Below are 18,985 nucleotides of genomic sequence, written 5' to 3' on the forward strand. Positions count from 1 at the left end.
TGTCGATCGACGGGTGCGATGTCGCACACCCGGCCAGCGGCGTCGGGCCGGACGCGCCGGGTGTCAGCTCCTGGTCCGGCGCGAGCGGCGTGCCAGCCGTCACCGGTAGGTTCGATCCCATGCGCGTGGCGACCTGGAACGTGAACTCCGTCCGCACCCGAGTGGGCCGGATCGTCGACTGGCTGGAGCGCGAGGACGTCGACGTCCTCGGCATGCAGGAGATCAAGTGCAAGCCGGAGCAGTTCCCGGTCGAGGCGTTCGAGGCGGCCGGCTACCAGGTCGAGGCGCACGGGCTGAACCAGTGGAACGGCGTCGCGTTCGCCAGTCGCCTGCCGATGGAGGACGTCACCCGCGACTTCCCCGGTCAGCCCGGCTTCCTCAAGGGCCACGAGGGGCCGGACCTGCCGGTCGAGGCACGGGCGATGGGCGTCACCGTCGACGGTGTCCGGCTGTGGAGCCTCTACGTCCCGAACGGCCGGGAGCTCGGTGACCCGCACTACACGTACAAGCTCGACTGGCTCGCACAGCTGGCCGACCGCACGACCGAGTGGCTCGACGCCGAACCGGACACCCCGCTCGCGCTGATGGGCGACTGGAACGTCGCGCCGCTCGACCAGGACGTCTGGGACCTCCGGGTGTTCGAGGGCGCCACGCACGTCAGCGAGCCGGAGCGTGCGGCGTTCCGCGAGTTCGAGACCCGCGGGCTGCAGGACGTCGTCCGCCCCCTCGTGCCCGAGGGCTACACCTACTGGGACTACAAGTCGCTCCGCTTCCCCCGCAACGAGGGCATGCGCATCGACTTCGTGCTCGGGTCGCAGGCGTTCGCGGACGTCACCGTCGGCGCCACGATCCACCGCGACGAGCGCAAGGGTGACGCCCCGAGCGACCACGTCCCGGTGTCGGTCGACCTCGACCTGGAGACCTCGCTCGACGACGATCGTCCGATGATCTTCTGACGCCGGCCCGGTCCCGGCCGACAGCCGGCGCCGCACCCGCGGTTGCTGAGCGCGCCCGCCCCTGACGTCCCCGAGCGCGCCCGCCGCTGACGTCCCCGAGCGCGCCCGTCCCTGTCGTCCCCGAGCGCGCTCGAGGCCACCCTGAGTGCGCTCGGACCACCGCGAGCGTGCACGACGTGCCGCGCGCTGGTCACCGACCGGGCTCGATCGGTCGCCCGGACCCGCTGACCGTGACAGAGATGGCCCGGTCAGCACCGGTAGGCGTCGGCAGGGCAAGCCCCGGCAGGGCACCGATCGGCACAGGCAGGCACCGGCAGGCACCGGCAGGTTCGGCAGACCCCGGCATCCCGCGGTCGGCGCGCCCGCGCTAGGGGTGCAGGAGCGCGGCGATGACGACCAGGACCGGGACGGCGCCGATCGTCGAGACGAGCACCACGTCGCGCGCCACCGGGACGGCCGCCTGGTAGCGCTGGGCGTAGTTGAACACGTTCTGGGCCGCCGGCAGCGCCCCCAGGGTGGTGAGGACGAAGACGTCCTGGTCGTCGAGCCCGAAGACGAACCGGGCGACGACGTACGCCACCGCCGGCATGACGAGCAGCTTGAGCGCCGAGGCCACGAGCACGTCCGGTCGTGTGGCACGGTCACGTAGCGGGGTCGCGCCGTGCAGGCTCATGCCGAACGACAGCAGCACCACGGGCACCGCAGCAGCACCGACCAACGAGAACGGTTCGAGCACGGGCGCCGGCAGCTCGAGGCGGAGCGCGGAGCACACGAGCCCGACGAGCGAGGCGATGATGATCGGGTTCCGGAACGGCCCGACGACCCGGGACCGCCAGCCGCCACCGCCCGCCGTCGCCGCGTCGAGGACCGTCAGGGCGAGCGGGGCCAGCACGACGAGCTGCAGCAGGATGACCGGGACGACCGCGGTGGCCTGGCCGAGGACGTACACCGCGACCGGCAGACCGATGTTGTTCGCGTTCACGTACCCGGACGCCAGGGCCCCGACCGTGGTCGTGGCGACGGACCGCCGGAGCACCAGGCGGAACACCGCGACGGCGACGAGCCCGACCGTGACGGCGCTGACCAGCGACACCCAGAGCATCGGGGAGAGCAAGGACTCGATGTGCGCCGTGGCGATGGTGTGGAAGAGCAGGCACGGCATGAGCACGAAGAACGCCAGACGGCTCATCACGAACTGCGCGTGCGGGCCGAGCAGGCGGACGCGCCCGACCACGTAGCCGGCGGCGATGATCGCGCCGATGATCGCGAACCCCGTCAACACGCCACCCATCGCCCCCATCCTCGCAGCCCGACGGCACGGACGGCGACCAGGACGGCAACACGTGCGGCCGGCCGGCGCACATGTGACGTCACTCAGCCGGGAAATGCGTTCGCATCGAATACCGTTGCAGGCACCATGACCTCGACGCCCGACACGCTCTCCCGTTCGACCGACTCCAGCCAGCCCCTCGTGCCGCTGCTCGAGGAGCGCTGGAGCCCGCGCTCCTACGACGACACCGCGACGATGACCGACGCCCAGCTCGACGCCGTCCTCGAGGCCGCTCGCTGGGCCGCGTCCGCGATGAACCACCAGCCGCGCCGCTTCGTCGCCGGCCGTCGCGGCACGGACACGTTCGCGAAGATCAACGACAACCTGCTCGGCTTCAACGCCGCGTGGGCCTTCCGCGCCAGCGCCCTGGTGGTCGGCATCCTCGAGACCACGACCGAGGACGGCGACGAGCGCCCCTTCGCACAGTACGACCTCGGCCAGTCCCTCACCGCGCTGACCGTCCAGGCGCACGCCGAGGGCCTCCACGTGCACCAGATGGCCGGCATCGATGCCGAGGGCCTCCGCGCCGCCTTCGACCTGCCCGAGCGCTTCCTCCCCTACACCGTGACCGCGATCGGCACCGTGGCGGACCCGTCGCAGCTCGACGAGAAGGCCGCCGAGCGCGAGGTCGCTCCGCGCACCCGCCTGCCCCTCGACGAGGTCGTCCTCGTCAAGGAGTAGGGACGATGCGCAGCAGCGCACGACGACGCGCACCGCTCCACGACGACGCGCAGCAGCGCACGACGACGACCGGGACCCCGCTGCCCACCGGGCCTGACAGAATCGGTGTCATGACCACGCCCCGCCTCGTCGCCTTCGACCTCGACGACACCCTCGCGCCGTCGAAGTCCCCGCTCGACCCGCGCATGCTCGAGACGTTCGCCGCGCTGCTCGCCACCGTGCCCGTCGCGGTGATCTCGGGCGGCAACTTCCAGCAGTTCGAGCAGCAGCTCGTGCACCCGCTCCGCGAGCGCGAGGGCCTCGTGCTCGACGACCTGCACCTGCTCCCGACGTGCGGTACGGCGTACTACCGCTGGTCCGGGTCGGACTGGGCCCTGCAGTACGCCGAGGACCTGACGGACGACGAGAAGGCCCGTGCCCTCGCGGCGGTCGAGTCGCAGGCGAAGGCCGCCGGCTACTGGGAGTCGGAGACCTGGGGCGAGATCCTCGAGGACCGCGGCTCGCAGATCACGTTCTCGGCGCTCGGCCAGTCCGCCCCGGTGGACGTCAAGAAGCGCTGGGACCCGACCGGCGAGAAGAAGGACCACCTGCGTCGGCTCGTCCAGGCGGAGCTCCCGGACCTCGAGGTCCGGTCCGGCGGGTCGACCAGCGTCGACATCACCCGGAAGGGCATCGACAAGGCGTACGGCATGCGTCGCCTCGCCGAGCTGTCGGGCATCCCGCTCGACGACATGCTGTTCGTCGGCGACCGCCTCGACCCCGAGGGCAACGACTACCCGGTGAAGGCGCTCGGCGTGCCCTGCCACGCGGTGGAGGGCTGGGAGGACACCGACGCGTTCCTCACGGACCTGATCCCCACCCTGCGCTGACGCGCACACGGACGGACGGGAGGCCCGGTGCCAGCTGGCACCGGGCCTCCCGTCCGTCCCGTGGTGGCGTCAGGCGCGACGTCGCCCGCGGTCAGGCGATGCTGCGGACCGCCTCGACGAAGGAGCGGATCTTCGCGGCGTCCTTGACGCCGCGCTCCGACTCGACGCCGCTCGAGACGTCGACGCCGTCCGGGTCGAGCGCCTGCACGGCGGCGACGACGTTCGCGGGCGTCAGACCGCCCGCGAGGATCCAGGCCTCGTCGACCCGATCGGCGAGCGTCGCCGGGTCGACCAGCGTGCCGCTGCCGGGCACCGCGGCGTCGAGCAGCAGCAGGTCGTGGTCGAACGCCGCGCGCTGCTCGGCGGTCTCGCGCAGGTAGTCGTCGGCGGACACCGCGCGGATGGTGAAGAAGCCCGCGTCGCGGGCACGGGCGAAGTCGCTGGCCGACTCGCGGCCGTGCAGCTGCAGGGTGGTGAGCCCGACCTCGGACGCGATGCCCACGACCTCGTCGATCGGCTGGTCACGGAAGACCCCGACGGCGTCGATGCCGTCGGGCACCCGCTCGACGAGTTCCTTGGCCAGGTCGACCGTCACGGTGCGGGGGCTGCCGGCGGCGAACACGAACCCGACCGCGTCCGCACCGGCGTCCACAGCGGCGTCCACGGTCTCGGGCGTCGACAGGCCGCAGATCTTGATCCAGCGCTGGTCGGTCATGGTCCCATCCTGCCAGGGCGGACCGTCGGACGATGCCCTCGATCTGCGCTGTGGACGAACCCGCTCAGTGCAGCGTGCCCGCGACGTACGCTGCCGCACACGCGGCGAGCACACCGAACGTGGCGAACGAGCCGACGAGCACGTTCCGGCGACGCCAGCGGCGCACCGCCGTGAAGGTCCCGCGCTTCGCGTGCTTGTGCGCCGCGCGGTGCAGCTTGTGGTCACGCTTGTGCTTCGTGCGGTCCGGCCCGAGCGGCACGGGACCGGTGATCTGCGTCGACCCGCCGCGCAACGCGTTCGCGACGGCCACGGCCGTCGGGCGCTTCGCCGGGTCGCGGTGCGTCATCTTGGCGAGCAGGTCCTTCCACTCGACACCCACTTCCGCGGGGACCTGCGGGTCGTTGCGGAGCCGCGCGAGGGCCGCCTCGATGAGGGTGCCGGAGTACTCCTGCTTGCCGGTCAGCGACTCGAGCAGCACCAGACCGAGCGAGTACACGTCGGTCGCGAAGCCGATCGGCTCACCGGCCACCTGTTCCGGGCTGAGGTACGCGGCGGTGCCGATGATCGTGCCGTCGTTCGTCAGGCGGGAGCCGTCGACGAAGTGGGCGACGCCGAAGTCGGTGAGCTTGACCGAGCGGACGAAGCCGGATGCGCCCTCGTCGTTGATGAGGATGTTCGCCGGCTTGACGTCACGGTGCACGATGCCGCGCGAGTGCACGTAGGCCAGGGCGTCGGCGAGCTGTGCGCCGAGGTCGGCGACCTCGTAGTTGTGCAGCGCACCGCCGGCGAGCCGACGGAGCAGCGTCGTGTCGGCGATGAGCTCCATCACGATGAAGCGGTGCGGGCCGTCCTCGAACTCGTGGGTCCCGGCGTCGTAGAGCGGGACGAGGCCCGGGTGCGAGAGCATGCTGAGCAGGCGGATCTCGCGTTCCTGACGGACGCGGTCGGCCGTGGTCATCGAGTCCGGTGTCGCGAACAGCTTCACGGCGACGAGCCGGTAGGTGTGCTCGTCGCGGGCCTCGTACACAGACCCCATGCCACCGGTACCGATGAGCTTGACGAGCCGGTAGCGGCCGGAGAGGACCGTGTCGGCTCGTGCGCTGTCGACCAGGGTCATGGTGCACGTCGTTCCGTCTGGAGCCATCGGGGACCGCGGCACACGCCGCGAACTGACTCGCCGTCAACGGTACGCGTCCCACCTCGATCCCGCAGGGGCGTTACGACATCGTGATGGGGGACAGATGCCCGTGGATCCGCGGATCTGCGGGGGTACGGTCCGGAGTCACGGAACCACACCCACTACGCAAGGAGGACATCGTGGCGCTGTCGAAGGGCGACGAGGTGCACTGGAACACCTCGCAGGGCAAGACGACCGGCAAGCTCGTCGAGAAGAAGACGAAGGACTTCACGTTCGACGGTCAGGACTTCAAGCCGACGGACGACGACCCGTACTGGATCATCGAGTCGGAGAAGTCCGGTAACAAGGCCGCCCACAAGGAGTCGGCCCTCACGAAGAAGTGACCGGTCAGTCGTTCGCGGGCGTCGCACGGCGGCGTCCGCGGGCGGCTCCGGTCGTCGCGCCGTCCTGCGCCGCCGCACGCTGCTCGGCCCGCTCGGCACGGACGCGGCGGATGCGCCGGACCACGAACGTCACGACGACGACCGCGATCGCCACGTAGAGCACCCGGTCGATCCACTCGGTGTACTGCTCGACCTTGTCGTACTGCGTGCCGAACGCTGCCCCGAGCAGCACGAGCGCACTGTTCCAGATGCCGCTGGCGATGATCGTGAAGACCGAGAACGGCACGAGGTGCATCCGGTCGGCGCCGGCGGGCAGCGAGATCAGGCTGCGGACGATCGGCACGAAGCGGCCGAAGAAGACCGCGCTCTTGCCGTGCCGGTGGAACCAGTCGGCGGCCTTGCGGAAGTCGTCCTCGTCGACCAGCGGCAGACGCCCCAGCAGCCGCACGGTCCGTTCGAACCCGATCACCGCGCCGAGCCAGTAGAGCACGAGCGCACCGAGGTACGACCCGAGCGTCGCCAGCACCAGGACGAGGACCAGGTTCATCTGCCCGGCTCCCGCCAGGAACCCCGCGAGGGGCAGGATCACCTCGGACGGGATCGGCGGGAACACCGTCTCGACGAAGAGCATCAGTGCGACGCCCCACTCCCCCAGCGCGTCGATGAGCTGGAGCACGAAGCCCGACAGCCCACCGAGGTCCTCGGTGCCCTCCGGCCGGGAGCCCGCGGCGGTGGTCGTCGCGGGCAGGGTCGGCGGCAGCGTGAGGGCGGTCGTCATGCCCCGAGTCTCCCTGAGTGTCCTGACAGATCACGGTGCGCTCCTGCTCGCGCTGGACGCCGTGCGCGCACGGACGACTCCACGCCGCGGTCGCGCCGCCGTCACGCCGCCGTGGCGAGGAAGACCGGAGCGGTCGCGAGAGTCCGAGGCGCCGCCAGGAGTGCGGGATCGAACGGGGGGACCGCGGTGTGGAAGATCCTGGGGTGGACCGACCGTCGGCCGATCTCGCCGCCTCCGAGGAGTTCCTCGTGGAGCTTCTCGCCCGGACGCAGCCCGGAGAACACGATGTCGCTCTGGCTGCCGGTCATCGCGAGCATGCCCCGCGCGACGTCCAGGATCCGCACCGGGTCACCCATGTCCAGCACGAGGACCTCCCCGGGCTCAGCGATCGCCGAGGCCTGGACGACCAGCCCGCAGGCGTCCGGGATCGACATGAAGTACCGGGTGGCATCGGGGTGCGTGACCGTCACCGGGCGCCCGGTCCGCATCAGTTCGGCGAACAACGGGACCATCGACCCCCTGCTCCCGAGGACGTTCCCGAACCGTACCGACACGAAGTGCCGCTCCGATTCCGCCGCGTACCAGGCAGTGAGACGCTCCCCGACCCGCTTCGTCGAACCGAGGACGCTGGACGGATCCGCGGCCTTGTCGGTCGAGACGTTGACGAGCGTCTCGACCCCGGCATCGACGGCAGCCCCGAGCACGTTCGCCGTACCGATGACGTTGGTCTTCCAACCCTCTGCCGGGTACTGCTCGAGCATCGGGAGGTGCTTGAGCGCTGCCGCATGGAAGACGATGTCCGGACGGCGGTCCCGCACGAGTTCGGCGATCGTGTCCGCGTCACGGATGTCGGCGAGGATCACGTCGGGCGTGTCGAGCAGGCCGTGCCCCGCCACGGCCACCTGGACCTGCTGCAGCGCCGTCTCGTCCCGGTCGAGCATGAGGAGTGCCGATGGGTCGGCCCCGGCGAGTTGCCGGCAGAGTTCGCTGCCGATGGATCCCCCTGCGCCGGTGACGAGCACCCGCTTCCCGCGGACCAGTTCGGCCGCCCCCGCCACCTCCGCAGGATCGCCGCCGACACCGACGAGCTCGGCCACGCGGGCGGTGAGCGCCCCGGCATCGGCGGCACTGTTCCAGCTGCTCTTCGAATCGATCACGAGGGCATCGTAGAACGTGGTATGTAACACCCGCAATACTCACGGTCCGGCTGTGGAGGACGACCACCACGAGCGCCGGGCCCGGACCTGACCGGCCACCAGAGCACGACGACGAACGGGAGGCCCGGTGCCAGCTGGCACGACCTCCCTCGCAGGCTCGGGCGGCGCGCCCCGCGCAACGCTTCGCGTTGCTGCTGAGCGGGGCGCGCCCGTCCGTCAGGTGGTGACGACCGCTACACGGCGGCCGGCGCGCGCTGCCCGACCGTCTCGCCGGCCACCGCTGCCTGCTCGGCGGCGACGGAGTCGGCGGAGGGCGACTTGCGCACCCACTTCTTCAGCCCGACCAGGACCAGCGCGGAGACGACCGTGCCCGCCAGGATCGCGACGATGAACATCAGGACGTCGCCGATGGCGAAGAAGACGAAGATGCCACCGTGCGGGGCACGCGACGTCACGCCGGCCGCCATCGAGATCGCACCCGTGACCGCGGCACCGATCATCGAGGCGGGGATGACGCGCAGCGGGTCGGCCGCGGCGAACGGGATCGCCCCCTCGGAGATGAAGGACGCACCGAGCAGCCAGGCCGCCTTGCCGTTCTCGCGCTCCGGCTTCGTGAAGCCCTTGCGGTACAGCACGGTCGAGGCGAGCGCCAGGGCCAGCGGCGGGACCATGCCCGCGGCCATCACGGCCGCCATGATCTCGAACGGCACCACGTTCGTTGCGGTGCCCGCACCGAGCCCGGCGACGGCGAACGCGTAGGCCACCTTGTTGACCGGGCCGCCGAGGTCGAACGCCATCATCAGGCCGAGGATGATGCCGAGCAGGATCGCCGAGGCGCCGGAGAGCGAGTTGAGGAACCCGGTCAGCTGAGTCATCAGCCAGGCGATCGGGCCACCGAGCACGAGGAGCATGAGGCCCGAGGCGATGATCGACGCGAAGAGCGGGATGATCACGACCGGCATGAGGCCACGGAGCCAGCGCCAGGTCGGGATGCGGCCGATCCAGTACGCGGCGGCACCGGCGATGAGACCACCGACGAGCCCGCCGAGGAAGCCGGCGTTCATGAACACGGCGATCGACCCGGCGACGAAGCCCGGCGCGATGCCCGGGCGGTCGGCGATGGCGTAGGCGATGTACCCGGCCAGGGCGGCGACGAGGAACCCGAGGGACACCCCGCCGATCTGGAAGGCCGCTGCGCCGAGGTAGTAGCCGAGGCCCTCCGGCGGCAGGTTGAGGAGCGTGTAGTTCGTCAGCGTGTAGACGGCGTTGTTCTGGCCGGAGTCGCCGTGCGGGAGCGCGATGGCGTAGCCGGAGAGCAGGAAGCCGAGGGCGATGAGGAGACCGCCGCCCGCGACGAACGGGATCATGTAGCTCACACCGGTGAGCAGCCAGCGCTTGAGCGCCTGCCCGAAGTGCTCGTCGGCCTTGTTCGACTCGGTCGCGGTGGCGGCACCGCCCTGGACGCGCGCGGCGTTCGGGTCGTCGGCGGCGCGGATCGCCTCGGCGATCATCGCGTCGGGCTCGTCGACGCCGCGCTTGACCGGCCCGGACACGAGCGGCTTGCCGGCGAACCGGCTGCGGTCACGGACGTCCACGTCGACCGCGAACACGACGGCGTCGGCGCGGGCGATGAGCGCGGGGTCGAGCGGCTCGACCTGCGAGGAGCCCTGCGTCTCGACGTGCATCTCGGCTCCGGCGCGCTCCGCGGCGGCGACGAGGGCGTCGGCGGCCATGTAGGTGTGCGCGATGCCGGTCGGGCAGGCGGTCACCCCGACGATGACCTTCCGCGCGCCGGTGGCGCCGCCGGTCGCGCCGCCGGCTGCCGCGGGCTGCGTCGTGGTCGGACGGGAGGCACTGCTCCCGTTCCCGACACCGGCTGCGGCGACCTCGCCGCCCACTTCACGCTGCACCAGGTCGACGACCTCCTGCGGGGTCGAGGCGGCGCGGAGCGCGGCGGTGAAGTCCTCGCGGATGAGTGCCCGGGCGAGGGTCGACAGGACCGTGAGGTGGTCCTTGTCGGCACCCTCGGGCACGGCGATCATGAAGACGACGTCGGCGTCGCCGTCCGGCGCACCGAACGGCACCTTCCGGGCGAGCCGCGAGAACGCCAGCGTCGGGCTCGACACCGAGGCCGACCGGGCGTGCGGGATCGCGATGCCGCCGGGCACACCGGTGCCGACGCTCGCCTCGCGCTTGATGGCATCCTCGGCCAGGGTGGCGCCGTCGGCCGCGCGGCCGGTCGCGGCGACGCGGTCGGCGAGCACGCGGATGACGTCGGACGACGTCGCGCCGAGGTCCTCGTCGAGGCCGACGAGCTCGGCGCTGATGAGGCGCTGCGTCGTGTCTGCGGACATGGGGTTGCTCCTTTGCAGTGGCGCCGGGGGCGCGGGCAGTGCTGGTTCTGGGTGGTGCTGCGGGGTGGTGCTGCGGGGTGGTGCTGCGGGATCGGTCAGGCGATCGGCGCCGGGACCTGCGTCGTGTGCAGGGTCCGGACCGTCACGCTGCCGGGGTCGGTGTGGTCGAGGGCGGGCACGTCGCTCCCCGGCAGTGCCGCGGCAGCGGCCCCCGTGGCGACGGCCTGGGCGAGGCGCTCGGACGCCGAGGCTCCGGCGACCTCGGCGAGCAGGTAGCCCGCGAGGGACGAGTCACCGGCACCGACCGTCGAACGGGCGACGATGCGGGGTGCGGCGGCGACGTGGCTGCCCTCGCCGGAGACGAGGACGGCGCCGGCGCTGCCGAGTGTGAGCAGCACGGTGTCGACGTGCTTCTCACGCAGCCGGTGTGCGGCGGCGACGGCTGCCTCGAGGTCCTGCTCGTAGACCTCGGGGTCACCGCCGACGACCTCGGCGAGTTCCTCCGCGTTCGGCTTGACCAGGTCGATCCGCTCCCCCGACTGCAGCAGCGCGGTGAACGGGATGCCCGACGAGTCGACCGCGACCCGGACGTCGTCGCCGTGGCGCTCGCGCACGGCACGGACGAGCACGGCGAGCGCGTCGTCGGGCAGGCCCGGCGGCAGGGACCCGGCGAACACCACCCAGCGGGCGGACGGCCCGGTCGGGGTCGGTCCGGCGGCGTCGGCGACGAGCGCGGCGAGGTCCTCGAGACGACCCGCGAGCGAGGGCCCGGGCTCGTTGAGCTTCGTCGTCGTGCCGGTCGGCTCGGTGACGGTGACGTTCGAGCGGAGCGGGGCACCGATCGGCAGTGCGGCGGTCGGGATGCCCCGGGTCGCCAGGCCGAGCAGGACGGGGTCGAGCTCGTCGCCGGGCAGGACCGCGAGGGTGTCCCCGCCGCTCGCGACGACGACCCGGGAGACGTTGACGCCCTTGCCGCCCGGCTCGGCCGTGGTCCGGACGGCCCGCTGCACGGCGCCGCGCTGCAGCTCGCCGCCCAGCTCGATCGTGCGGTCGAGGGACGGGTTCGGCGTCACGGTGACGATCCGGGTGCTGGGGTGCACGGTGTGCTCCTGCTGGTTCATGCGACCACGACCTCCACGTCGGCGTCGGCGAGCGCCCCGGCGAGGTCCGCCGGGGGCTCCTGGTCGGTGACGAGGGTGTCGACCTCGTCGAGCCGGGCGAAGCGCATGAGCGCCTCGACGCCGTGCTTGGCGGCGTCGGCGAGGACGACGCTCCGTCGGGCCGCGAGGACGTAGGCGCCCTTGACCCCGGCCTCGTACTCGTCGGGCGTGCTCAGCCCGAAGCCGGCGGACAGGCCGTTCGTGCCGACGAACGCGATGTCCGGGCGGAGCGCCGCGATCTGTTCCACGGTGGCCGTACCGACGGCGGCGCTCGTCAGCCCGCGCACCCGCCCGCCGAGCAGGTGCAGCTCGACGTGCTCGCTGTGCTGCAGGGTGGCGGCGATCGGGACCGAGTTCGTGACGACGGTCAGGGTCGCTCCTGGGGTGGCGGGTTCCCAGCGGACGAGCTCGGCGGCGACGGCGGCGCAGGTGGTGCCGGCGTCGAGGGCGATGGACCCGGTGAACGACGACGGCACCAGGCGCATCGCGGCGCGGGCGATCGCCGTCTTCGCGGTGCCGTGCTGCCCCTCGCGCTCGGCGACGGAGAGCTCGACCACGCTGGAGCGTCCGACGGGGACCGCTCCCCCGTGCACCCGGCGCAGGACACCGGCGGTCTCGAGGGCGTCGAGGTCGCGGCGCACGGTCTCGGTCGTGACGTCGAAGTGCTCGGCGAGGTCGGCGACGGACACCCGCCCGGCCGACTGCAGCGTGGCGGCGATGGCGTCCTGCCGCTCGGTTGCGTACATGCCGGAACTCCTTCGTTCTCGTTGGTTCGAGGAACTGTACGTCCGAAAGCAACACGAACGCAACTGTTTCGCGGCAGAACCAACACGAACGAAGGAACGCCCGACCTGCCGGTGCAGATCGGGCGTTCCTGTGGAGGCCGAATGGAGCGTCAGTCGTCGAAGGGGACCCGGTCGCTCGACCCCACCCCGGCACGCTGCCGGTAGGACAGGTGTCCGCCGAGGTACCCGCCGACGCTCACGACGGTGAGCCCGACGACGCCGAGCGCCTTGCCCGCCGCGGTGTTGCCCTTCCGTCGCTGCCACCACGACAGGCCGAAGAACGTGATGCCGACCCAGTTCACCGCCTGGTGCACCCACCCGGTCCGGCGCTGCTCGAGCGAGAGCTCCGCCCAGTCGACGTAGCCGGCGATCGACGCACTGCCCGCCGATGCGATCCCGACCCCGGTCAGCGTCTGCGCCGCGCGCGCGTTGCCCTTCCCGCCGATCAGGTCGAGGACGGCTGCCGAGATCCAGGCGCCGAGTGGCACCTGCACCATCAGCGGGTGCAGGGGGTGTCCGAACGGCACGCCGTGCAGCAGCTGCCGCAGGGCCTTCGGCTTCGCGACCGCGCGGACGACGCGCGTGTCGAGGTCGACGGCCTTGTCGAGCACGCTGGCGTGCTCGATGGAGTCGGTGAGGCGACGGACGATCGGCAGCTCTGGCATGCCCTGGACGCTAGGCCGCCGGGCCCGGTGTCGGTTCCAGGAACCGGCACCGGGCCTCCCGGCCGGTGCGCCCGGCGGACCACGCGACCGGTCAGACCGCTGCGAGCGCCGAGGTGGGCGGGATGCGTGCGGCGCGGGCCGCCGGGTACAGCCCCGAGACGCCGCCGATCACCACGGTCGCGGCGAGTCCGCCCCCGACCGCCCACAGCGGGATCGCCACCGGCCACCCCTGCGCGAGCGCGAAGGCGATCGTGACGCCCAGCCCGATGACCACCCCAGCGACACCGCCGAGGAAGGAGAGCAGCAGCGACTCCACCAGGAACTGGTCGCGGATGTTCCGTCGTCGGGCGCCGAGTGCACGCCGGACACCCACTTCTGCCCGTCGTTCGAGGACCGTGATCACCATCGTGTTCGCGACACCGATCCCGCCCACGAGCAGGGCGACCCCACCGATCCCGACCAGGAGGCCGGTGAACGAGTCGTCCGTCGCGTTCTTCGCCGCGAGGGCGTCGGACGGACGGGTCACCCCGACGTCCTGCGGGTGGTCGGGGCTGATCGCGTTCGCCAGGACGTCCCGCGCGTCGGCCACCCGTTCCGGGTCGACGCGCGTGTAGACCGCGGTCGGGTGTCCGTCGAACCCGAGGGTCGTCGCGAGCGCCTGTGGGACGAAGACCTGGTTGTCGAGGTCCTCCGCGAGTTGCAGCGGCGCGAGGACGCCGACGACCTGCACCCACTGTCCGCCGATCCACACCCGGGTGTCCGGCCGGAGCTCGTCGATGCCGAGGTTCTTCGCGGCGACCGCCCCCAGCACGGCCTGGGCGGGGGCGTCCGGCGACGGGTCGACCCACCGTCCGGCCGCCAGGGATCCGCCGAGCACCGTCGGCACGTCACCCCAGACGGTCATCACGCCGATGCCCTTCGTCTCCGCCGCGGGCACGAAGGGGTTCCGGTAGACGCGGCCGTCCTCGGCCTCGCCGACGCCGGCGGCGTCCTGCACGTCGGACTGTCGGAGCGCCGACTCGACGGCCGTGCTCGGCAGGGGCGGGACGTCCCCGAAGCCCTGTGCCTTCGTGACCGTGAGGACGTTCGTGCCGAGTGCGTCGAGCACCTGGTCGAGGGCCGCCTTGCTCGACGACGAGATGCCGACGACGGCGATCATGGCGGCGATGCCGATCGCGATGCCGAGCGCCGACAGCACGACCCGGCCCGGACGGGTCCGGAGCCCGAAGACCCCGAGCCGGAGCAGGTCTCCGGCGCCGACCGTCCGCGGGCGCTGCACTCGCGCCGTGTGCGCGCTCACCGTCCGGCTCCGACGATCGCATCGGCGAGGGCACCCGCGTCCGAGGTGCTCGAGTCGTCCTCCACCGCCCCGTCCCGCATCCGCACCTGGCGGGGCAGCGAGGCCGCCAGTGCCAGGTCGTGCGTGATGACGAGCACGGTGGTCCCGGCGTCGTTGAGCTCGCGGAGCAGCCCGAGGATCTTCCGACCGCTCGCGGTGTCGAGTGCACCGGTCGGCTCGTCGGCGAGCAGGATGGTCGGATCGCCGACGATGGCGCGGGCGATCGCGACGCGCTGCTTCTCACCGCCGGAGAGCTGCGGCGGGCGGTGCCCGACGCGGTGCTCGAGACCGACCCGTCCCAGTGCGTCGACCGCGCGCTCCATCCGAGCCCGACGCGGGACGCCGGCGTAGAGGAGTCCGTCGGCGACGTTCTCCGCCGCGGTCGCGCCGGCCTGCAGGTGGAAGTGCTGGAAGACGAACCCGATGTGCTCGGCGCGGAGCCGGGACAGGTCGTCGTCGCGCATCGACCCGACGTCGTGCCCGGCGATCGTCACGGTGCCCGAGGTCGGCCGGTCGAGCGTCCCGACGGTGTTGAGCATCGTCGACTTGCCGGAACCCGAGGGACCGACGACCGCGACGAGCTCCCCGGCGGTGACGTCGAGCGACACCCCGCGGAGCGCCTGCACGTCACCGTAGGTCTTCACCACCTCACGGAGGCGGACCACCGTCTCCGCGGCGCGTGGGCCGGCGACGGCATGATCGGCGAGGGTCGCCGCGCTCACGAGGGCACCACGACCTCGTCGCCCTCGTGCACGTCGCCGGTGACCGCCGCACGACCGTCGGCGACGAGCCCGACCTGCACCGTCACGCGCTTCGTCGTGCCGTCACGTCGGGCGACCTCGACGCCGTACTCGCCGGAGCGTCCGGTCGCGGACAACGCCTGCACCGGCACCGAGAGCACGTCCTTCGCGGTCTGCCCGGGGGCCTCCACCCGGACGGATGCCGCTGCGGGGATGCTCTGGTCGCCGGCGTCGAACGCGATCGTCGTCAGGACGGTCTTGCCGCCCGTGTCCGACTCGTCCGGCTCGGCGTCGACGACCTCGCCCTCGATCGCGTCCTCGCCGCCGTTCAGACGCACCCGGACCTTCGTGCCGACGGCGAGGCGCGCGGCGTCCGCCTGGGACACTGCGGCGTTCACGACGCGCTTCGTGCTCGTGACCTGGAGGACGTCCCCGGCGGCGGACTGGCCGAGCTTCGCGACGACGGAGTCGACGCGGACGGGGCCGTCGACGAAGACGATGTCGTTCGCCGTGAGCGCGCCGGTGACCTCCAGCCCACGGTCCTCCTGCCAGCGCTGCACCGCTGCCCGGGTGCGCTTGCCGAACGTCTCGTCGATGGACACGTCGTAGCCCAGGGCGGCGAGGTCCTCGTTGAGCTGCCGGACGTCGGCCCCCTCGATGCCGTACTCGAGCGTCCGCCAGAGCGGGGTGGCGCCGTACATCGCACGGACCGGTCGCTCGTCGACCGCGTACACCGGCTGGTCCTGCTCGATGACCTGTCCGGGTTCGGGCAGCCAGGTCACGGTACCGGACGCCGCGCCCGGGACCCCGGTCGGTGCGCCGTACCCGAGGGCACCCGCGAACAGCTTCGAGTCGGTCAGGTCCCCCTTCTCGACCGGGGCGGTGGCCTGCTTGCTGCGGGTCTCGGCGGCCGAGGACTCCGTCGGGGTCCCGCCGACGACCGCCCACGTGCCGACTCCGGCTGCCAGCACGGCGACCAGGCACGCACTGACGACGACGGTGCGCCCGCGCACGGTCCCGGTCACTTCGTCTGCACCTTCGCGCCGGAACCCTCGTAGCACTTCCCGAGGACGTCCGCGTACGCGGTGTCGCCCGCTGGGGCCCGGTACGCGTCCGCGCGCTCCGGGTCGTCCGGGTAGTCGGTGTACCCAGCCTTCCGCATGCACTCCGCGACCTTCAGGGCGAGCGCCCGGAACTCCGCGCTGTCCCGACCGCTCTCGGCCTCGCGCGCCGCCTCGGGGTCGTGCTCCCGCGTGCACTCCGCCAGGGCGTCCTGCTGACCCTGCACGTCTCCGGTCGTCGGGGTGAACCGGTAGTCGTCGTCGGTCACGTCGTAGCCCGCGTCCCGCATGCAGGACGCGACGGCGTGGTCACTGCTCGTCTCGGCGGGGCCCGTCGGCCGGCCGGGGTCCGGCTGCGAGGCGGAACAGCCGGCGAGGACGCCGGCGAGGACGAGGATCGCCGCGGCGATCCCGGTGCCGGTGATGGTCCGTGTCATGGTGCTCTTCGCGTCGTCGGGGATGGTGGTGGTCCTGGTGCGGCCGGTCATGATCAGTTGCCCCGCGTCTTCGTGTCGGGCGCGTGCTTCGCCAGGCACTCGTCGAGGTGGTCGTCGAACGCCGGGTCCTCGGAGAGGGCGCCGTAGTCGATGACCCCCGGCTTCTGCGCCGGTGCGTCCGGGTACTCCTCGCGCACGCAGGCGTCGACCGCGGCGTACTGGCGCTTCCACTCGTCCTTCTGCGCCGAGTCGGCGGACTGCACGCCGATCTGCTGGTTGCACGTCTGTGCGGCCTCCAGGAAGGCAGCCTGATCGACCCCGGGCGGCGTGAGCACCGAGCCGCTGGTGACCTCGTCGTCGCTCGGGTCCTCGGCCTCGAAGCCGGCGTCCCGCATGCAGGACCCCCACTTCGACCCGAGCCCGTTGGACGCGGCGGTGTCAGCCGCTCCCGCCGTGTCGTGCGCGGTGCACCCGGCGAGGGCGAGCGGAGCGCCGACGACGAGCGCGAGGACGACGGCGGCCCGGTGGAGGATCGAGGGAGTCGGTGTGGTGGTGTGGTTCATGCATCCAGGACACCGGACAGGGTGTTTCGCGAACGGCTGCCCGCGGATTACACCGACGAAACACCGATCACACCGATCACACCGATGAGACACGAACGACGGCGCGGAGCCCGCCGTCGGCCAGGGGCTCGAGCCGGAGCGACCAGCCGTGCGCGTCCGCGATCGCGGCGACGATCGACAGCCCGAGGCCGCTGTGCCGCTTCGAGCCCGGGTGGTCCCCGCGACGGAACGGCTCGGTGAGGTGCTGGACCTCGTCCGGGTCGACGAGCACCCCGGTGTTCTCGACCGTCACCCCGTGCACGCCTGTGCGGACGAGGACCGTGCCGCCCGGTTCGTTGTACTCGATCGCGTTGTCGACCAGGTTGCCGACGAGTTGCCGGACGAGCAGCGGTTCGCCGGTCAGCCCGCGGGGCACGTCCTGCTCGTCGACGACGAGCGTGATGGCGGCGTCACGCGCAGCACCGGCGGCCTGCGCGACGACGTCACGGGCGACGGCACCGAGGTCGACCGCCGTCGACCGGTCCTCGAGTCCGCGCTCCGCCTCGGCGAGCACCAGGAGCGAGTCGACGAGGTGCTCGGTGCGGCGGTTCTGCTCGAGGAGCTCCGCCCGGACCGCCGCGAGCTCGGCCGGGGTGGCGCCGTCGGGCAGCCCGATCTGCACCGACGCGCGCTGCACCGCGAGCGGCGTGCGCAACTCGTGCGCGGCCTGCGCCACGAACCGCCGTTGGCTCGCGAACGCCGCCTCGAGCCGGTCGAGCAGGGCGTCCACCGTGCGCGCGAGCCTGCGGAGTTCGTCGTCGGGACCGTCGAGCGCGATGCGTTCGTGGAGGGTCGACGCCGAGATCCGGTCGGCGGTGCGCGCCATCCGGTCGATCGGGCGCAGGACCTGGCGGCTCAGGACCCAGCCGAGCAGACCGGCGAGCACCCCCGCGACGGCGATGCCGACCGCCGACCACTGCCACTGCTGCTCGGCGGCGACCTGCACGAAGGCGACCGCACCGGAGGGCACCGCCGAGGGGTCGACGTGCGGATCACGTCCGACCGACGGCGTCGCGGCCGAGGACAGCGCCGTCGGTCGGAACTCGGTGGCTGCGCGGAGCGACCACTGGGACGCGAGCGCGACGAACACGAGCACGCCCGTGGTCAGGGCCATCGCGGAGACCGCGAATCCGACGGTCGTCCGGACGCCGATGCTCCAGAGCCGCGTCACAGTGCGTACCCGCACCCCGGGACGGTCCGGATCGGGTCGGGCGGCCCGAGCTTCTTGCGGAGCTTCGACAGGGTCACCCGGACGGCCGCCGTGAACGGGTCGATGTTCATGTCCCAGACCTTCTCGAGCAGCTCCTCGGACGAGACGATGCGACCGTCCGCGCGGAGCAGCACCTCGAGCACGCCGAGCTCCTTCGACGTCAGGTCGAGCGGTCGGCCGTCGCGGGTGGCGATGCGCCGGTTCGAGTCGACGACGATCCCGTCCCGCTCGAGCACCGGCGCGACCGGCGCGACGCTCCGCCGCCCGAGCGCACGGACCCTGGCGACGAGCTCCGGGTACTCGAACGGCTTCGCGAGGTAGTCGTCCGCACCGAGTTCGAGCCCGTGCACGCGGTCTGCCAGCGTGGTCGCGGCGGTCAGCATGAGGATCCGGGTCAGCGAACCCCTCGCCGCGAGTCGACGCGCGACCTCGTCCCCGTGCAGACCCGGCAGGTCGCGGTCGAGCACGACGACGTCGTAGTCGTTCACCGACAGGAGTTCGTCCGCCTCGTCGCCCCGGTGGGCGACGTCGACGGCCATGTCCTGGCGACAGAGTCCCTTCGCGACGAGATCGGCCAGGGAGGTCTCATCGTCGACCACGAGTACACGCACATTCGACATTTCAC

The 18,985-nt window shown here is 72.2% G+C and carries 19 protein-coding genes and 1 pseudogene; 4 read left to right on the plus strand and 16 right to left on the minus strand.

Annotation, left to right across the window (positions count from 1 at the left end; genetic code table 11):
• Positions 1-119: 119 nt before the first annotated feature.
• Entirely contained in the window at positions 120-956 is an 837-nt protein-coding gene (locus M3677_RS10300) for an exodeoxyribonuclease III (RefSeq protein ID WP_209684112.1), read from the plus strand.
• 367 nt (positions 957-1,323) lie between these two features.
• Here M3677_RS10300 and M3677_RS10305 read toward each other — a convergent pair whose 3' ends face one another.
• Positions 1,324-2,247 carry an AEC family transporter gene (locus M3677_RS10305; protein WP_066652019.1) on the minus strand — a complete coding sequence of 308 codons (924 nt, stop codon included), beginning with the start codon at positions 2,245-2,247 and terminating at the stop codon, positions 1,324-1,326.
• A gap of 126 nt (positions 2,248-2,373) precedes the next feature.
• Here M3677_RS10305 and M3677_RS10310 point away from each other — a divergent pair, with 126 nt between their 5' ends.
• Positions 2,374-2,967 (plus strand): nitroreductase family protein, encoded by a 594-nt coding sequence (locus M3677_RS10310; RefSeq protein WP_066652018.1) that lies wholly within the window; start codon positions 2,374-2,376, stop codon positions 2,965-2,967.
• A gap of 110 nt (positions 2,968-3,077) precedes the next feature.
• Positions 3,078-3,836 (plus strand): HAD-IIB family hydrolase, encoded by a 759-nt coding sequence (locus M3677_RS10315; protein ID WP_251154128.1) that lies wholly within the window; start codon positions 3,078-3,080, stop codon positions 3,834-3,836.
• Between the two features lie 91 nt (positions 3,837-3,927).
• Here M3677_RS10315 and M3677_RS10320 read toward each other — a convergent pair whose 3' ends face one another.
• Complete coding sequence (locus tag M3677_RS10320; protein ID WP_251160478.1) at positions 3,928-4,551, minus strand: phosphoribosylanthranilate isomerase; 624 nt, start codon at positions 4,549-4,551, stop codon at positions 3,928-3,930.
• A 64-nt stretch (positions 4,552-4,615) separates the two neighbouring features.
• Positions 4,616-5,668, minus strand: a complete 1,053-nt coding sequence (locus M3677_RS10325) for a serine/threonine-protein kinase (protein ID WP_066652012.1) — start codon at positions 5,666-5,668, stop codon at positions 4,616-4,618.
• Between the two features lie 200 nt (positions 5,669-5,868).
• Between M3677_RS10325 and M3677_RS10330 the strand changes: the two genes are divergently transcribed.
• Complete coding sequence (locus tag M3677_RS10330) at positions 5,869-6,072, plus strand: DUF2945 domain-containing protein (RefSeq protein WP_058729617.1); 204 nt, start codon at positions 5,869-5,871, stop codon at positions 6,070-6,072.
• A gap of 4 nt (positions 6,073-6,076) precedes the next feature.
• Here the strand turns inward: M3677_RS10330 and M3677_RS10335 are convergent, their stop codons facing one another.
• The 13 genes and pseudogenes from M3677_RS10335 to M3677_RS10395 all read right to left on the minus strand — a co-directional run bounded on the left by M3677_RS10335 (position 6,077) and on the right by M3677_RS10395 (position 18,971).
• A complete protein-coding gene (locus M3677_RS10335) occupies positions 6,077-6,850 on the minus strand; it encodes a DedA family protein (protein WP_081984594.1) in 774 nt (257 codons plus the stop codon).
• 101 nt (positions 6,851-6,951) lie between these two features.
• Positions 6,952-7,887 (minus strand): annotated as a pseudogene (locus M3677_RS10340) (UDP-N-acetylglucosamine 4,6-dehydratase family protein); the annotation flags it as partial.
• A 353-nt stretch (positions 7,888-8,240) separates the two neighbouring features.
• Positions 8,241-10,361 carry a fructose-specific PTS transporter subunit EIIC gene (locus tag M3677_RS10345; protein WP_251160479.1) on the minus strand — a complete coding sequence of 707 codons (2,121 nt, stop codon included), beginning with the start codon at positions 10,359-10,361 and terminating at the stop codon, positions 8,241-8,243.
• A gap of 95 nt (positions 10,362-10,456) precedes the next feature.
• On the minus strand, positions 10,457-11,461 hold the full coding sequence (locus M3677_RS10350; RefSeq protein ID WP_235426453.1) for a 1-phosphofructokinase family hexose kinase: 1,005 nt from the start codon (positions 11,459-11,461) through the stop codon (positions 10,457-10,459).
• 17 nt (positions 11,462-11,478) lie between these two features.
• Complete coding sequence (locus tag M3677_RS10355) at positions 11,479-12,267, minus strand: DeoR/GlpR family DNA-binding transcription regulator (RefSeq protein WP_066652003.1); 789 nt, start codon at positions 12,265-12,267, stop codon at positions 11,479-11,481.
• 149 nt (positions 12,268-12,416) lie between these two features.
• Complete coding sequence (locus M3677_RS10360) at positions 12,417-12,971, minus strand: DUF2231 domain-containing protein (protein ID WP_251160480.1); 555 nt, start codon at positions 12,969-12,971, stop codon at positions 12,417-12,419.
• 91 nt (positions 12,972-13,062) lie between these two features.
• A complete protein-coding gene (locus M3677_RS10365; protein ID WP_066651999.1) occupies positions 13,063-14,271 on the minus strand; it encodes an ABC transporter permease in 1,209 nt (402 codons plus the stop codon).
• The gene (locus tag M3677_RS10370) at positions 14,268-15,032 is read right to left on the minus strand and encodes an ABC transporter ATP-binding protein (RefSeq protein ID WP_235426449.1); all 765 of its coding nucleotides are present in this window, start codon (positions 15,030-15,032) and stop codon (positions 14,268-14,270) included. Before M3677_RS10370 ends, M3677_RS10365 begins: the two co-directional genes overlap by 4 nt.
• Positions 15,029-16,075 (minus strand): peptidoglycan-binding protein, encoded by a 1,047-nt coding sequence (locus M3677_RS10375; protein ID WP_251160481.1) that lies wholly within the window; start codon positions 16,073-16,075, stop codon positions 15,029-15,031. The genes M3677_RS10370 and M3677_RS10375 overlap by 4 nt, the downstream gene beginning before the upstream one ends.
• Positions 16,072-16,599: a hypothetical protein gene (locus M3677_RS10380; RefSeq protein ID WP_251160482.1), complete on the minus strand. Its 528-nt coding sequence runs from the start codon at positions 16,597-16,599 to the stop codon at positions 16,072-16,074. Before M3677_RS10380 ends, M3677_RS10375 begins: the two co-directional genes overlap by 4 nt.
• 2 nt (positions 16,600-16,601) lie before the next feature.
• Positions 16,602-17,111, minus strand: coding sequence for a hypothetical protein (locus M3677_RS10385; RefSeq protein WP_251160483.1), 510 nt, complete (start codon positions 17,109-17,111; stop codon positions 16,602-16,604).
• A 76-nt stretch (positions 17,112-17,187) separates the two neighbouring features.
• A complete protein-coding gene (locus M3677_RS10390; RefSeq protein WP_251160484.1) occupies positions 17,188-18,336 on the minus strand; it encodes a HAMP domain-containing sensor histidine kinase in 1,149 nt (382 codons plus the stop codon).
• Positions 18,318-18,971 (minus strand): response regulator transcription factor, encoded by a 654-nt coding sequence (locus M3677_RS10395; RefSeq protein ID WP_200884151.1) that lies wholly within the window; start codon positions 18,969-18,971, stop codon positions 18,318-18,320. Before M3677_RS10395 ends, M3677_RS10390 begins: the two co-directional genes overlap by 19 nt.
• Positions 18,972-18,985 lie beyond the last annotated feature (14 nt).

Origin of the sequence: Curtobacterium sp. P97 (assembly GCF_023712445.1) — a bacterium.
Lineage (GTDB): Bacteria > Actinomycetota > Actinomycetes > Actinomycetales > Microbacteriaceae > Curtobacterium.